The organism is Streptomyces bohaiensis (genome assembly GCF_012033785.1).
Lineage (GTDB): Bacteria > Actinomycetota > Actinomycetes > Streptomycetales > Streptomycetaceae > Streptomyces > Streptomyces bohaiensis.
In genome coordinates, this window is the sequence record NZ_JAAVJC010000020.1 from 24756 (window position 1) to 40398 (window position 15643).

7 protein-coding genes and 1 tRNA gene are annotated in these 15643 nt (G+C 71.7%); 1 reads left to right on the plus strand and 7 read right to left on the minus strand.

Annotated elements, in window-relative coordinates; all coding sequences use genetic code 11:
• From HCN52_RS04890 to HCN52_RS04920, 6 genes are all read right to left on the minus strand, one after another.
• Nucleotides 1-7017, minus strand: coding sequence for an SDR family NAD(P)-dependent oxidoreductase (locus HCN52_RS04890; RefSeq protein ID WP_312876542.1), 7017 nt, complete (start codon nt 7015-7017; stop codon nt 1-3).
• Nucleotides 7018-7130: 113 nt separating this feature from the next.
• On the minus strand, nt 7131-7922 hold the full coding sequence (locus HCN52_RS04895; RefSeq protein WP_312876543.1) for a thioesterase domain-containing protein: 792 nt from the start codon (nt 7920-7922) through the stop codon (nt 7131-7133).
• Nucleotides 7923-7980: 58 nt separating this feature from the next.
• On the minus strand, nt 7981-8247 hold the full coding sequence (locus tag HCN52_RS04900; RefSeq protein ID WP_168087124.1) for an acyl carrier protein: 267 nt from the start codon (nt 8245-8247) through the stop codon (nt 7981-7983).
• Between the two features lie 1497 nt (nt 8248-9744).
• Nucleotides 9745-10224, minus strand: coding sequence for an ASCH domain-containing protein (locus HCN52_RS04910; protein WP_168087125.1), 480 nt, complete (start codon nt 10222-10224; stop codon nt 9745-9747).
• Nucleotides 10221-12287, minus strand: a complete 2067-nt coding sequence (locus HCN52_RS04915) for a GNAT family N-acetyltransferase (protein ID WP_168087126.1) — start codon at nt 12285-12287, stop codon at nt 10221-10223. The genes HCN52_RS04910 and HCN52_RS04915 overlap by 4 nt, the downstream gene beginning before the upstream one ends.
• Before the next feature lie 607 nt (nt 12288-12894).
• Nucleotides 12895-12968, minus strand: a tRNA-Thr gene (locus tag HCN52_RS04920).
• Between the two features lie 103 nt (nt 12969-13071).
• On the opposite strand from HCN52_RS04920, the gene HCN52_RS04925 reads away from it, so the two are divergent.
• Nucleotides 13072-13746, plus strand: a complete 675-nt coding sequence (locus HCN52_RS04925; RefSeq protein WP_312876544.1) for a histone deacetylase — start codon at nt 13072-13074, stop codon at nt 13744-13746.
• 202 nt (nt 13747-13948) lie between these two features.
• Here the strand turns inward: HCN52_RS04925 and HCN52_RS04930 are convergent, their stop codons facing one another.
• Nucleotides 13949-15598 carry a polyamine aminopropyltransferase gene (locus HCN52_RS04930; protein WP_168087130.1) on the minus strand — a complete coding sequence of 550 codons (1650 nt, stop codon included), beginning with the start codon at nt 15596-15598 and terminating at the stop codon, nt 13949-13951.
• Nucleotides 15599-15643 lie beyond the last annotated feature (45 nt).

A 15643-nucleotide genomic window follows, 5' to 3' on the forward strand; every position in this document is an offset into this window, starting at 1 on the left:
TCAGTTGCCGGTGAACTTGGCAGCCAGTCGCGGCGCCGAGACGACGGAGACGCCCGTGAAGCGGCTCAGCACGCGGCCGTCCGGAGCGCAGGCGGTGACGGTGAGGGTCGCGGTGTCGTCCGCGACCCCGGTGGGCTCGACCACCATGAGGAACGCCTCGTCGAACGGGAGGACCGCGTACAGTTCCGCGGCCTCGACGCCGAGCGGAAGGGCGGCGGTGCCCCGCGTGCGGCGGGCCCACACCAGAGCGGCCTGGAGCAGCAGATCCGCGGTGGCCGGGCTGTACAGCGCGCCCTCGAACGCCCCGGCGGCGGGACGCAGTCGCGGCAGCGCGGCCTGGAGCACCAGCCGGTCCTCCCGCTCCTGCAGCACCCGGTGCAGCCCGCGCAGCGCCGGCCCGTGGAAGAGGGTTCCGTCACCGTAGAAGTCCGCCGCCTCGCCCCCGCCGAGCGCCGGGAGCCCGGGCACCGGAGGGGCTTCCGCGAGCGCCGGTCCCAGGTCGATGCCGGCGGCGTAGCGGGGGCGGACCCTGCCGTCCTCCGTGTGGGAACGGATCGCGGTCTGAAGCCGGTCCGCGTCGGCGGGGGTCAGCTCCAGGCGGAAACGGCCCTGCTCGCTGCCGTCGAGGACCACTCCCTTGTGGACCGCGAACCCCCGCACCCGGCGCACCGTGCCGGCGGTGGCGCGCTCGGCCGCGCCGACGGCCCAGCCGAGCGCCAGGGCGGCCGGCAGCACGGGCACCCCGCCGATGACGTGGTCGGCGACCATGGGGTCGGCGACCAGGTCGGCCAGCGGCCGTTCCACGGTGACGGGCCCGGCCGGCGCGGCCTCACCGGGGACGGAGAGCGGAGTGACGGGCCCCAGCACGGTCACGGTGTCGGCCGCCCGCTCGGGCGCGAACTGCTCGGCGAACAGCCGGGGTCCGGTGTCCGTCCCGACCAGGGCGATGCCCCGTTCGGCGAAGATCGCCTTCAGCTGCGGGGAGACCATGCCGCTGTCCCAGGCACCCCAGTTGAGGGAGGTCACCCGGCTGTCGGGGTGCTCGCGCTTGTACGACAGGGCCCAGGCGTTGAGCACCTCGTTGGACATGGCGTAGTCGGACTGGCCCCGGTTGCCGAAGAAGCCCGCAACGGAGGAGAAGAGCACCACGTGGCGCGGCGGATGCCCGGCGAGCGCGGCGGTGACCGCCCGCAGACCGTCGAGCTTGGGGGCGAGGACCCGGTCGATCTCGGTGATCTTCTTCTGGGCGATCAGCTGGTCGGCGAGGACCCCGGCGCCGTGCACCAGGCCGGTGATCCGCTCCGCGTACGGGGCGAGCGCGGCGGTGACGGCGGCGGTGTCGGTGATGTCCACCGCCAGGTACTCGGCGCTGCCGCCGGCCGCCGCCACGGCGCTCAGGGTGGCGCGGATCTCGCGGGCCCCGGCGACCGAGCCGTAGAGCTGCTCCACCCGCTTGGGGGTGGGCTTCTCCCCGGCGGACGCCAGCCGGCGGGCGGCGGCGCTCTTCAGCTCGGTGACACCGTCGGCACCGGCCGCCCAGTCGGGCTCCTCCGTGAGCGGAGTGCGGCCCAGCAACAGCATGGCCGCGCCGTACCGTTCGGCCAGCGCGACGGCGCAGCGGGCGGTGATGCCCCGGCCGCCGCCGGTGACCACGAACAGGTCCTGCGGCCCGGGCTCGGCAGGGGAGGCGCCCTGCCCCTGTCCCTGTCCTTGTCCTTGTCCCTGCGCAGGCTGCGGGGTACGCGGGGTCTCCGCGAGGGTGAGGGTGGTGCGGCGGGCGCCGTCCCACGCGGTCTGCGCGGGCTGCCGGGCGGCGTCGTGCAGTTCGCCGAGGACGACCGCCGCGGCGTCCTCGGGCGCGAGGTGCGGCGCCACGTCGAGGGCCCGGGCGAAGAGCGCGGGGGCCTCGATGGCCAGCGTCTTCACCAGGCCGGTGAAGCCGGCGGTCGGGACGGCGTCCTCCGCGACGCCGTCCAGCCCGAAGGCCCCGTCCAGGGAGGTCACGGTGAGGAACGCGGCGCGGCCCTCAGCGGCGGCCCGGGTGAGCGGCTCCACCGTATGCTTGGCGATCAGCAGGCCGTGGGCGAGACGGCGGACGTTCTCCTTCCACGGGGTGCGGCCGCCGGTGGCGAACGTGATCACCGCGTGGAGACCCCCTGCGGTCACCTCCTTGAGCCGGTCGGCCAGTTCGGAGACGTTCCAGCCGGTCAGCTCCCGGTCCTTGCCCTCGGTGACGTGCTGGGCGACACCGGGCAGCCGGAGGATCTGGAGCTGCCACCCGTCGGCGGACAGCTGCCGGGCCACCGGCTCCACCAGAGTCCCGCCGTCGTCCACCAGCAGTGCGGTGGCGCCGCGCGGATAGGCGTCGACGAGCCGGTCGGGCGCGGGCAGTTCGGTCAGCGCGGCCTGCGCGCGGCCGATGCCCGGCGGCTGCGCCGCCTCGGCGGGGGCGGGGGGCGGGGCGTCTGCTGGTGCCGGTGCCGGTGCCGGTGCCGGTGCCGGGGTCTCGGGGGTCCCGGGGGCTTCGCCTGCGCCGCCGGTGATGACGGAGACGATGTCGGCGAGGGTCCGCAGTTCGCCCAGCTGCTCGGGCCGCGCTGCGGTGGTGCCCGGGAAGCGTGACTGGAGGGTGCCGAGGATCTCGACGCGTTTGATCGAGTCGATTCCCAGGTCGGCCTCCACGTTCATCTCCAGGTCGAGCATTTCCGCCGGGTAGCCGGTTTTCTCGGCCACCACTGCCAGCAGTACCTCGCGCACCGTGGCCGCATCGACTGCGGGGGAGGCGGGGGCCGTTGCTGTGGCCGTGGTCGCGGTTGCCGCGCTGACCGGGGCGGATGCCGAGGTGCCGGCCGAGTCGGTGATGAAGTCGGCGATGCCGGCGAGGGTTCGCAGTTCGCCCAGCTGCTCGGGCCCTGCGGCGGTGCTGGTGGGGAAGCGTGACTGGAGGGTGCCGAGGATTTCGACGCGTTTGATCGAGTCGATCCCGAGGTCGGCTTCCAGGTCCATCTCCAGCTCCAGCATTTCCGCCGGGTAGCCGGTCTTCTCCGCCACCACCGCCAGCAGCACCTCGCGCACCGCGGCCGCATCGACTGCGGGGGAGGCGGGGGCCGTTGCTGTGGCCGCGGTCGCGGTTGCCTCGCTCACCGGGGTGGGAGCCGCGCTCCCGGCCGAGTCGGTGATGAAGTCGGCGATGCCGGCGAGGGTTCGCAGTTCGCCCAGCTGCTCGGGTCCCGCGGCGGTGCTGGTGGGGAAGCGTGACTGGAGGGTGCCGAGGATCTCGACGCGTTTGATCGAGTCGATCCCGAGGTCGGCTTCCAGGTCCATCTCCAGCTCCAGCATCTCTGCCGGGTAGCCGGTCTTCTCCGCCACCACCGCCAGCAGCACCTCGCGCACGGCGGCCGCATCGACCCCGGCCGACGGAGCCGGGCGCTCCGGCTCCGAAGCGGACTCCGCCACGGGCAGGGGCGCGACCGGCACCAGGGGCGCGACCGGCACCGGGGCAGCCGCCGCCGGCGTCGGAAGCGAAACGACCGCAGTGACCGGAGCGGCGGGGGCTGCCGGGGCCGGTGCTGCCGGCAGCGCCACAGTGGGAGCGGCGGCAGGCGCGGTCGCGCGTTCTGTCGGCGGAGCGGTGACCGGAGGGGTGGGGGCCCCGACGCCGTACTCCAGCCGAGCCAGGTCGCGCAGCACCTCGTTGGCGCGCAGATGGGTACGTCCGATGGCGAGACCGTGTTCCTTGACGGCGGTGACACCCGCGATGACGTCGCCCGTCCGGCCTTCCTCGGCGGCCCGCGCCAGGATGTCGGCGAGCGCCTGGGCGCTCTCCAGCTGCCCGGTCAAGTACTGGTCGTGCAGGGTCAGGTGGTCGGCCACCACACCGGACCGGCCGGGGGCCGGCGCCTGGTGGGGAAGGGCGTGCTCCTGGGTCACGGTGAGCCCGTTCTCTCGGAGGGCAGGGGCAGGGGCAGGGGCAGGGGCTGAGGCGACCGGCACGGTGGGGCGCGGAGGCGCCGCGGCGGCTGCGGCCGGCACGAGCGGGGCAGCCGGGGCGACCGGGGCCGCGTGGGCGACCGCCATCGCCGGCGCGACCGGGCGCGGCGTTCCGGGGGGCGCCGCCGTACCCGCCGGGGCCGTGGCCGAGACCGGGGCAGGGGCCGAGGAGGTGACGGCCGCCGGCTCCGGGACGCGGTAGCCGTCCTCCAGCGCCTTCCGGTAGGCGGCGCGGCGGGAGTCCGACACGTGGTTGATGCCGGTGAGGTCGATCGTCATGCCCTTGACCGGCTCGGTGGCCGGGACGGGCGCCACGTACCGGTCCTCCGTGGCCAGCGGCAGACCGAGGACGGCGAGCCGGGCGACGGCCCACTTCAGGCCCTGGTCGGCGTCCTTGCCCGGCCCGGGGTCGAGGGCGACCACCGTGTGCGGCCGCTCGCCCAGGATCCTGCCGACCAACTGGGCCAGCACGCCCTTGGGGCCGAACTCCACGAAGGTGCGGAACCCCTCCGCGTACATCTCCTCGACCCGGTCGGCGAACGCCACGGGGTGGATCAACTGCTCGGCGAGGACGCGCCGGTTCGCCTCCTCGTCGGCGCCGTAGCGCGCCCCGGGGGTGTTGGCGAAGACCGGACGCGCCGGGGCCCCGATCGCGGCCTGCGCGACCTCGGCGCCGAACGACTCCAGGGCGTGGCCGACCAGCGGGGTGTGGAAGGCGGCGGAGACCGGCAGCCGCTTGGCACGCAGCCCCGCCTCGGTGGCGGCCTCGACGAGACGCCCGACGGACGCGGTCGGTCCGCCGACCACGATCTGGTCGGGGGCGTTCCGGTTGCACACCACCAGCTCGGGGGCGACCGACAGCAGGGCGGTGACCTGGTCCTCCGGTGCGGAGAGCGCGGCCATCGCGCCGGGGTCGAACCCGGGGGTCTCCGGCGGCGCCATCGCGGCGCCCCGCGCCCGGGCGAGCCGGAGATACGTCTCCTCGTCCAGGGCGCCGGAGGCCCACAGCGCCGTCAGCTCGCCGAAGCTGTGGCCCAGGAACCCGTCCGCGCGGAAGCCGAGTTCGTCGAGGTAGCGGTAGTGCCCCGCGGACAGCGCGCCGATGGCCGGCTGCGCGTAGGCGGTGCGGCGCAGCGACTCCTCCTGCGCGGTGCGGCCCGCGTCGTCGAAGGCCGGCGGGGGGAAGACGACCCGGGAGAGCGTCTCGGCGCCGGTGAACAGCTGGTTGGCCGCGTCGAAGGCGGCTCGCAGCGGCGGCAGCGCGAGCAGGGCGGTGAGCCCCGCGTTCACGTACTGGCTGCCCTGGCCGGCGAAGAGCGCTCCGACCCGTCCGGTGTCCGCCGCGCGGGTACGGAAGGTGACGCCCTTGGGGTGGGTCCACTCGGTGGCGTCGGGCCGCTCCCGCAGGGTGCGCACGGCCAGCTCGCGCAGCTGCTCGCTCTCCTCGCCGTCGCGGGCGGCGAAGGCGACACGCGCGTGGTCCGCGGGGACCGGCCCGGCCATCGACGGCTCCCGGGCGTCCAGGAGTTCGGTGAGCGCGGCGGTGTCCGGGGCGTGCCACAGCCGGACGTGGGCCACCGGGGACATGACCCGCAGGTCGCCGCCGGTGCCGTGTTCCTCCAGCACGAAGTGGAAGTTGGTGCCGCCGAAGCCGAACGAGGAGATCGCGGCGCGCCGCCGGGGGCGGGCGGGGTCCTTGATCCAGGGCCGGGCGGCGGTGTTGACGTAGAACGGGCTGTGGGCGAAGTCGATCGCCGGGTTGGGCTCCGCCACGTTGATGGACGGCGGCAGGACCCGGTGGTGCAGCGCCATCGACAGTTTGATGAGCCCGGCGGCGCCGGCCGCCGCCTTGGTGTGCCCGATCTGGGACTTGACGCTGCCGACCGCCGCGTACTGCCGCTGCGTCGTCGCCTCTCCCACCACCGCCGCGAGCGCCGACAGCTCGGTGGCGTCACCGACGGCGGTCCCGGTGCCGTGGGCTTCGAAGAGCTCCACGGAGTCGGGTGCGCAGTCCGCGTCCTCGTAGGCGCGGCGCAGGGCGACCATCTGGCCTTCCTTGCGCGGCGCGTAGATGGACTTGAACCGGCCGTCGCTGGAGGAGCCGAGGCCCCGCAGCACGGCGTAGACGCGGTTCCCGTCCCGTTCGGCGTCGGCCAGCCGCCGCAGGGCGAGCATGCCGATGCCCTCGCCGATGAGGGTCCCGTCGGCGTCCTTGTCGAAGGGGCGGATGCGTCCGGACTTGGAGAAGGCGGGGGTCTTGCTGAAGCACAGGTACATGAAGATGGTGTTCTCGGCGTCGCAGCCGCCCGTCAGCATCGTGTCCGCCCGGCCCTCCAGCAGCTCGCTGACGGCGGCCTTGACCGCGCCCAGCGAACTGGCGCAGGCGGCGTCGACGGTCATGTTGGTGCCGCCGAGGTCGAGGCGGTTCGCCACCCGGCCCGCGACCACGTTGCCGAGCATGCCGGGGAAGGAGTTCTCCTCCCACGGGGCGAACGCCAGCTTGAACTTCTCGGCTATCTCGTCCGCGTCGCGCGCGCTGAGCCCGCAGCTGCGGACCACCTCCTTCAGCACCGGGGTCTGGAGCCGGGCGGACAGGGGCTGGGTCAGCTGGTTGGCCCCGGTGATGCCGAGCACCACCCCGGTGCGGGAGGCGTCGTACCAGGGCTGGTCGGCTCCGGAGTCCTTCAGCAGGTCGCGGGCGACCACCAGGCTGAGCAGCTGCAGGACGTCGGTGACCTCCAGGGTGTTCGGCGGGAGGCCGAACTCCAGCGGGTTGAACGGCACCGGGGGGATGAAGCCGCCGCGCTTGGCGTAGGTCTTGTCGGGCGCGGTCGGGTCGGGGTCGTAGTGGTCCGCCACGCTCCAGTGCGTCTCGGGCACGTCCTCGATGCAGTCGGCGGCCGCGACGACGTTGCCCCAGAACTGGCGCAGGTCACGAGACTTGGGGTACAGGGCGGAGAGGCCGACGACGGCGACGGGGTCACGGGCGAGTCGGCGGTCGAGATCGGCTTCGGGTATCTGCTTCACGGAAGAGCACTCCTGCGGTCTGGGCATGGGACGGTTTCCGGGCAGGCGGTACCGCTCTCCGGGCGGGTGGACACCGGGGCGTCGGGGCGCGGGCGCGCGCCCTGCCGGACGCGTCAGGCGGACTGGATGACGTGCGCGATGACCGTTGCGGCGTCGGGACGGCCGAGCATCGTGTAGTGATCACCGGGACAGCTGCGCACCGTCAGCCCGTGCGCTGCGAGCGGGCCCCAACCCAGGTCGGGGTCGCCGGAGATGAGGCTGCGCTCGGCCTTGATCAGCGTCAGCGGCACGACGGCGGACGGCGGTCGGTGGCGGGCGGTCAGCCGGTTGTTGTGCAACAGGCCTTCCACGTACGTCTCGTAGAGCTTGCGCAGCCCCGGCAGGGTGACGTCGCCGGGGAGCGCGCCCGAGGCGACGGCCGACCGCAGGACGGTGGCCAGCCCTTCGTCGGTGTCCCGGATCGCGTCGCCCGGGAGCGGGCCGGAGACCGGCCGTCCGCGTTTGGCACCGAGGTACATGGCGAACCAGCCGAGCAGCAGGGCGGGTTCGAGGGCGTCGTCCGTCCGGGTGTACTCCTCGGTCGCCGCGATGCTGTCCAGCAGCACGACCCGGTCGGGACGCAGCTCCGCGGGCAGTCCCCCGCAGACGGCGTGGGCGACGACGCCGCCGAAGGACCAGCCCCCCAGCGTGAAGGGGCCCGCCTCCCGTAGCCGGGTCACCTCGGCGGCCAGCGGGGGAACGAGCTGGTCCAGTGTCGCGGTCCCGGCCGTCCCCGGGAGGCCGGTCCGCCGGTAGGCGGGCAGTCCCTGGAGGTCCAGCACGGTCAGACCGGTCGTCTCCGGTAACGCGGAGGCGGTGGCGCGGTGCACGGTCGCCGGCAGCGCCCCCGGGTGGATGAGAACCACGGTCCGCGATCCCGGGGCGGCGGCACGGTGGTGGTGAATGAGCGCCGGGGCCGCCGGTCTACGCGGCGCCGGCACGCTGGCTGCTCTCCTCGGCTATGTACTGCGCGAGATCCTTGATGCTGGGGTGGTACCAGAGTGCGGTGGTTCCGAGCTCGAAGCCGAGCCAGTTCTCCAGCTCGCCGGCCAGGATGAGGGCTTCGGTCGAGTCCAGGTCGAGTTCGTCGAAGTACTGCTCGGGCGGCACCTCGCTGCGGTCCACCCCCAGGCGGTGCGCGATCTTATCGATCAGCCAGTCCTGTGCGTCCTGAGCTGCGACGGAAGCCATCGTCTGTTCCTTTCCGAGCCGGAAGAGGGGCAGGCAGCGGTCATTTTCCGCCGCCGATTTCGGCCCACGATAGGCCAACCGACAGCACTCTGGGCAGAGATTCGAAAAAATGCGGATCCTGTTTATGCAATGTTTGCGCGGCGAAAATTAATCAGTTAGTGCTCACTAATGTTCTCCCCGTCCTCCGCCGGCACATGAATGAGACGGAAGGGATAGCAGTTTCGGTTACGGCTCTACAGTGGGCGGGCTGATGGCCGTGGGGAGGGAGAGGTCATTGCGCACCCGACGAGAGGCCCGGGACGCACCTCCTCACGTCCCCCACTCGCCGCAGCCGGCCCAGCTTCCCGCGGCGGGATCGTCGTATCCGCAGCCGAACCGGTCGGTCAGCGGCCAAGCCACCCGCCGCCGCCCTCAACCCGCCCGTGCGCAGCGGCCCGTGGGCTCCGGAGTCCCGGGGCGAGAAGGCCCCATGAACCACGAGCACAGGCGATCTTCCTGGCCGTCGACACGGCCGCCCGCCAGGCCGAGCTGACCGCCCTCGGCGCCGTTCAGGCCGCCCCCCCCGCACCCTCTTTACTCGCAGGACTTTCGAGAGGGACTCCCCACACGCGGGGCCTGGGTCCGGCTGCGGGACGACGGCAGCCGCTCAACCCTCACGCTCTCGCAGGTCACCGATGCCACGACGATCTACGGCACCGAGGATCGCGACGAGACAGCCGACCCGCACGCCATGCCGACATCCTGCGCTGTGCCCGCCTCACCGAGCTCCGGTTACCAGGAGAACTACCGCGAGGAATGGCGCCTGGGCGGGGTCGTCTTCGACTCCGACACCTGGCCGGGCCTCCCGACCCTCCCGTAGATCGAGGGCCCCCGACGAGGCCTCAGAGCGCCAGGCTGCCGCTCTGCTGCACCTCGACTACTCCGACGCACAGTTCGGCAGCTTCGATGAGATCTACACGACCGAGCCCGGCCGCGACATCCACGCCGAGCCCACCCTGCTCCTCTCCGAAGTGGAGAAGTGCCCTGCCTTCCACTCCGTCCCCCGGCGCACGTGACTGCACAGGCAGGGGCAGACGGGGCCGGCTCCTTCGCGTGCACTGACTCGGAAAAAGCCCAGGTCGCATGAGATGCGACCTGGGCTTCCGTCGGCTTCGCCTGAGGGAATCGACCCCCTGGCCTACGCACTACGATCCGTCCACGCTGGGCGATGCCGGTCGCGGATCGCCCAAGTCCGCTACGCCGCTGCCGCACTGTTCGGGACGTGCGGCCACTCTGGTCGCTCCTCTCCTCCACCTCGCCGCCGCCACGGGCGTCGCGATGGGGCGAGGCCCACGAGCAATCTCTATCCTCCTGCAGTCGTGTATGTGGCTGGCGGAGCGCGTCAGTTGCCGGATGGCGGGACCGCCCCGTTTCAGCCCCGATCTACCGCTCGGCCCGTCGAGGAACCGCCGTGAGCGCTGCGCCCTCCAGGGTGAGCGTCCGTCCGCCGAGCCTCGTCTATGCCGGAACCAGGTCTCCCAGCGCCTTGCGGAGGACCTCACACAGCGCTGAGCCTGTGGAAGCCACCTGGCGCAAGTCGTTGTACTTCATGTAGCGGTAGCTCTGGGGAGGGTGGAAGGTCCCGGTGGCACGCAGGGCGCCAAGTGTCACCGGCTCTTCAAAGCTGGAGGGGTTCTCTAGCGTCAGGCCGCTGGCGAGGGCAGCGCCGCTCATGTAAGCGTCGTACTCGCGTCGGGTGATGCCTGTTCGGTCTCGGTGGACAGACCACACGTCCTTCGGTGGGGCGACATCGACCGAGGCGATGTACGCCATGCCCACCAGGGCCATGATGGGTGCCGTCGCATACAGCAGAACAGGGGTTCCGGGTGGTGCTGCGACGCGCTGACGACGGACCTCCACCGTCTTGCTGCCGTCTAGGATCGCCGAGGCGAAGCGGGGGTGAACGGACAGCAGCATCGCGCGTTCCGGATCGTTCACGTCGTTCGGTGCCCCTCTTGGTAGATCGCCTGGAACAGCTCGCTCCCGATCCTTGACAGCGAGATCAGCGAGCTCGAGGACCACCGTAGCCCCAGCTCCTCAGTCAGGGAGGTCAGCCTCCGCAGCGTCACGGGCTTGGGAAAGATCTCGGTGTCGGAGAACCTCAGCGCCATGGCCCGTCCGGAGGCATCAGCCGCTTCCTGCACCTCGGCCCGACCGTATACGCCCAAGTGCTCGAACTTGGAGAACAGAGCGTCTGGTGCATCGATGAGCACTTCGTCGAGTCGTGATGCGCCGACCACCATCCGACCCTCGCCGGGGGACTTGCCCTCACTGACGTACCAGAGCACGCGTGCGGGAACGCTCTCCCCTCGGCGCCCAGAAGATCGGTAGTAGACGTGCTCCCTGCTGATACCCAGGATGTCGCTCCGAGGGATGAGCATGGCGGGCATGTTGAACAGCTCGGTGGACCATCGCGGCTTAATGGGCACGAGGAAGGTCGGCAGCTCGGAGTCGATGATTTTCGCCGGCCACCACGCTCGCTCCACCACGGAGGCGACCTCGGCTGGCATTCCCGTCCCAAGCACCGCTCTTTCCGTCACCGGTTCCCGTACCAGTTCACCGGCCGCGGCCTCTACCTCGGCGGCCGTCCCGCACACATTCACGAGGAGGGCGACGAGGTCGTCTCCACGCTCGAGGAATCCGTCGTCTGCCGCCGCCGCCCGGGCCGCCTCGGAGGGATACGGGTCGTTGATGCGGATGATCTCGGCGCCGCACTCGCGCCCCAGACGCTTGAGCAGGAAGAGGAGCTGTCGTGCCAGGGTTTCCTCCAAGCGGTGGCCAGCGGTTCGAAGCACTGGAACGACCAGGCTGCGCCCGTCCAGCCCCCATGCGTAAAGTGCGACGGGATGGCCGTCGCCGTCGCGGAGGAGCTCACGGTGCCACGCGAGTGTGCCCCTGTTCAGGGAGCGCAATCGCTCGCCGAAGGCCAAACTGTCTTCGTGGCCCGACTGCTCGAAGAATGCCACCATTTCGCCTTCTCCGCCCGGCGCCACCTCACCGGACCTGAACTCTGTACCCATCAGATCCGCCGGACGGTACACCTGTGCCTGTCGGAGCTCATCCACATGAAGAGTCACGGTGGCGGGTGACACAACTCGAACCCTGGCGGCGTCCCAGGCGAGATGGGCCAGGCGTGTCAGCAGCGGGTCGCGGGTAACTAGAACCTGCAGACCAGCGCACGAGGTCTCGGCGATGTATCGGATACAACGCAGCAGATCCGTATCCACGGTCAGATCCCCGGGCGAACGATTGACTGCCTGCAGCAGCTCACCGCACCTCTCCGTGACAGCTACAGGCTCGGGGGTCAACTGGCGCAGTCCGTGTAGCGCCGACCGCTGATGCTGCCGCTCTGCGGTTTCGGCGATGTCTCTGACTTGGTGAACCAGCTGGGGCGTGCAGGCGAGCTCGACGAGATCGGTCATCCAGCCAGCCTCCAGCGCACGAGACTCCTCGGCGTTCTCCCCCTCGGCGAGCCCGCGCAGATCAGAGAAGACACCATGGTCGACAGTCACCGTCAGCAGCGCGTCGCTTTCCACCTCCGCGAAGAGGTCCGGGTGCCCCAGGTCCAACCACCAGCCGTCGAGGATATGCCCGGCTTGGCTCCGCCCTCTGACCTCGCCGCGGGGAAGGAAGCCCAGACTTCTCCACATGTCGCTAAGTCCGTAGTCCCTTCTACACTTCGCCTTGATGCCGAGCCGCTGCGAGTATCGCTCGCTGATTGCTTCCACGAGCCGTCGTGCGGTGCCCTTTCCGCGGTGATTCACCGACACGCACAGATGTGCGAGACGGATATGTGCACTCCTCTTCGGGAGCCCGAACAGCGCGTACCCGACCACTTCCTTCGCTTCGACGGCGACGAGGAGGCCTCCGTCTTCCGCCATCCGGCGGTAGGCGGGGGGCGTCATCAACCCGAGTGTTTTTGTGTGTCGGTCTCCCAGTGCAACCGCCCCGCTGATCAGCTCGTCCTGGTTTGCGGAAACCCACAGGATTTCGACCGTCATCGCTCCCCCTTCAGGTGGCCGAATGGTCGGCCCAGTCTCTGCTGTCAGTAGATGAGGAGAGTCTCATCTTTGCGAAGACTGTCGTTCAAGAGGGCGCAAGGGGGCGCGTGGTGCTGCAGGGCGAGCCCACGCACTCCGTCCTCGACTGTTTGTTCGAAATAATCGCTGCTTGATGGCTTCCGGGTGTGTCGGCAGGTCCCATGGGGTGCGACGGCTCAATCCGGATCATGGGTTGCGGGCGCGGATGTTTGCGCTTCGCAACCTGGATCGCTGGTGGGCGTACTTACGTGGCGGGGCTCCGAGTGGAGACGGATGACGGGATTATTCGCTGCTCGACTTGCCGTCAGGTTCTCTGGCTGTTGGCGGCCCTCCGGGCCCGTCCGCACGCCCGGGTCGGCCAGGCGTGGCGCGCTATGAAGGGGCGGTCGGGGCTCTCAAAGGGAGCGATGCGGCGCATGGGGGACGCCTTCATGCCGGCTCCCCGGAGTGCCACTGAGACCAGAACTGAGACCAGCGAGACCCGCGCTGAACGTGCGCGACGTCGCCGTCGCGTGCACTGACACGGAAAAACCCAGGTCACATGTGGTGTGACCTGGGCTTCTACCGGAGCCGCCTAAGGGAATCGAACCCTTGACCTACGCATTACGAGTGCGTCGCTCTGGCCGACTGAGCTAAGGCGGCGTGTTCCGGGGCAAGTCTACACACGTCCCGGAGTGGTCCGTGCGGGCCTCCGGGGGCGGGGCGGGTGGCGTCCCGTGGCCGGTGGGAGCGAGGGGCGGAGTCCGTGGTGACAGGTGCAGCGGCGGGGTGGGACGGCGGCCGGCTCTGGTACGCGGCGTACGGGTCGAACCTGCACGTGGAGCGGTTCGACAGCTACCGGCTGGGCGGGGAGCATCCGGGCGGGGCGCGGGCGTACCCCGGGTTCCGGGACGCGTCACCCCCGGCGGGGAGTCTGCCGTTGACGCTGACCGGGGCGGTGTACTTCGCCACCGAGTCACCGATCTGGCACGGCGGCCGTGCGTTCTACGATCCCGAAGCCCCGCCGGCGGCGGCGTGCGGGGAGGAGGGTGTCGCGGCGCGGGGGTACCTGCTCACCCGGGAGCAGTTCCTCGATCTGCTCGCCCAGGAGATGTACCGCCTCCCCGGTGAGGGCCCGGAGCCCGATCTGGCCGAGGCGGTCGCCACCGGTCGCACGCGGGCCGGGGAGGGCCGGTACGAGACGGTGGTGCGCGGCGGGGAGGTGGACGGCCTCCCGGTGCTGACGTTCACGGCACCGTGGGGCGTGAACGATGTGCCGGGGAATCCGCCGTCCGCCGCGTATCTGCGGCACCTGCTGGCGGGCCTGGTCGCCGCGCACGGCTGGAGCACCGCGCGGGCAGCCGCGTACCTGGCGGCCTGCCCCGGCGCTGCCGGCCACTGGGAAACGGGCGAGATCGCCGCACTGGCGGGGTCCGGTTGAGCGGCGGGAGGCTGCGCGGCGGCGGTGCGTCGGCCGCCGGTGGAGCGGGGCCGTCGCCGTGGGGGCGGTGAGGCTGCGAGCCGGGCGCCGGTGGTCCGGGGGTCCCGGGGCGCCGGCCCGCCTCGGGTGTGAGGCGGGCCCGCGCACACCGCAGGCGGGCGAAGCGGAGCAGCCGCCCGGTGGGGCGGGCCGGCCGAGGGGGTCAGCCGCCGTGCTGCCACTCGGTGCGGGCGTACTGCACCACCACCGGGTCCATGAGCGTGCTGGGCCGGACGTCGGAGCGCCGCCGGTCCACCGGGAAGACGGTCGCCGCCTCCAGCACGGCGTCGTCGATGAACCGCAGCTGCGGCGCGTCCGGCGCCAGCCGCAGCGGTGCCGGCGCGCTGCCGTCACCCCGGGCCGGCGCACCGGTGGCCGCGCCCGTTGCCGCGCCGGTCGCCGCGGCGGTGTGGACGGCCGCGGAGGCGGCGCCGTCGGCCGCGTCGGGGGAGCGGGCCAGCAGGAAGCCCCAGTTGCCGAAGCTCGGCACGTCGACCTGGTACGGGGTGGTGGTGAACCCGGCCTCGGAGAGGGTCGCGTCGATCGACCAGTACGACCGCGGCGCGAAGAACGGTGACCCGCCCTGCACGGCCAGTGAGCCGTCCTCGGCGAGGATCTGGTCGACGACGGTGTAGAACTCGACGCTGTAGAGCTTGGCGGTCGGGGCGTCCTCCGGGTCGGGGAAGTCCGCGATCACCACGTCGTACGGTCCCGGGGCGGTGCGGGCCCAGTTGAAGGCGTCGGCGTTGACCACCTCGACGCGCGGGTCCGCCAGCGCGTCCTCGTTGAGGCTCCGCAACGGCTCCCAGGAGCGGGCCAGTTCCGTGACCTCGGGGTCGAGGTCGACCAGGGTGACCGACTCGACGTCGTCGTACTTGAGCACCTCCCGCACGGCCAGCGCGTCGCCGCCGCCGAGGATCAGCACGCGGGCCCGCGGTCCGGTCATCGCCGGGTGCACCAGCGCCTCGTGGTACCGGTACTCGTCGATCGAGGAGAACTGGAGGTCGCCGTTGAGGAACAGTCGCATGTCGCGGTCACCGGTGAACGCGAGCGCCTCGGTGACGACGATCTCCTGGTAGTCGGTGCGCACCGCGTGGACGATCGGGTCGCGGTACAGCTGCTGGCGGGCGGTCACCTCGATCCGGTCGGCGAGCACGTAGGCGGTGCCGAGGATGCCGAGCACCAGCGCCATGGCCGCGAGCAGCCCGGTGCGGACGACCGGACGCACCTGGCGCCGGAAGATCCACACCACCACGGCGATGCCGAACACCGCGTTGACGGCGCCGACGACCAGCGCGCCCTTCAACTGGCCGAAGACGGGGAGCAGCAGCAGCGGGAAGCACAGGCCGCCGACGAGGGCGCCGATGTAGTCGACGGCGAACATGTCGGCGACGGCGCTGCCTGCCTCCTGGCGGCGGATGCGCTGGAGCAGCGTCATCAGCAGCGGGATCTCGGCGCCGATGAGGACGCCGACGATGAACGCGATCACGATCATCGCCGGGGTGTAGACCTGGAGCCAGGCGAACATCGCGTAGAGCACGAGGACCGAGAGCCCGCCGATGAGCGCCAGCAGGCCCTCGACGAGGGCGAACGCCCCGACGGCGCGCCGCTGGAGCGGTTTGGCGGCGAGGGAGCCGACGCCCATGGCGAAGACCATCACCGACAGCACCAGCGAGGTCTGCATGACGGTGTTGCCGACGAGGTAGCTGCCGAGCGTCACCAGCGCCAGTTCGTAGGCGAGGCCGCAGGCGGCGCAGGCGAAGACGGAGAACAGCAGCAGGGCGCGCGCCAACCGGGGCCGGGAGCCGGGCAGATGTCCGCCCGGCGGTGGTCCGGCGCCCGGGCCGCCGCCGGGCGG

Bases quoted from the DNA above. Each gene is read 5' to 3' on its own strand.
- HCN52_RS04900 (WP_168087124.1), bottom strand. From the start codon at position 8,247: ATGGCTTCCGTCGCAGCTCAGGACGCACAGGACTGGCTGATCGATAAG.
- HCN52_RS04915 (WP_168087126.1), bottom strand. From the start codon at position 12,287: ATGACGGTCGAAATCCTGTGGGTTTCCGCAAACCAGGACGAGCTGATC.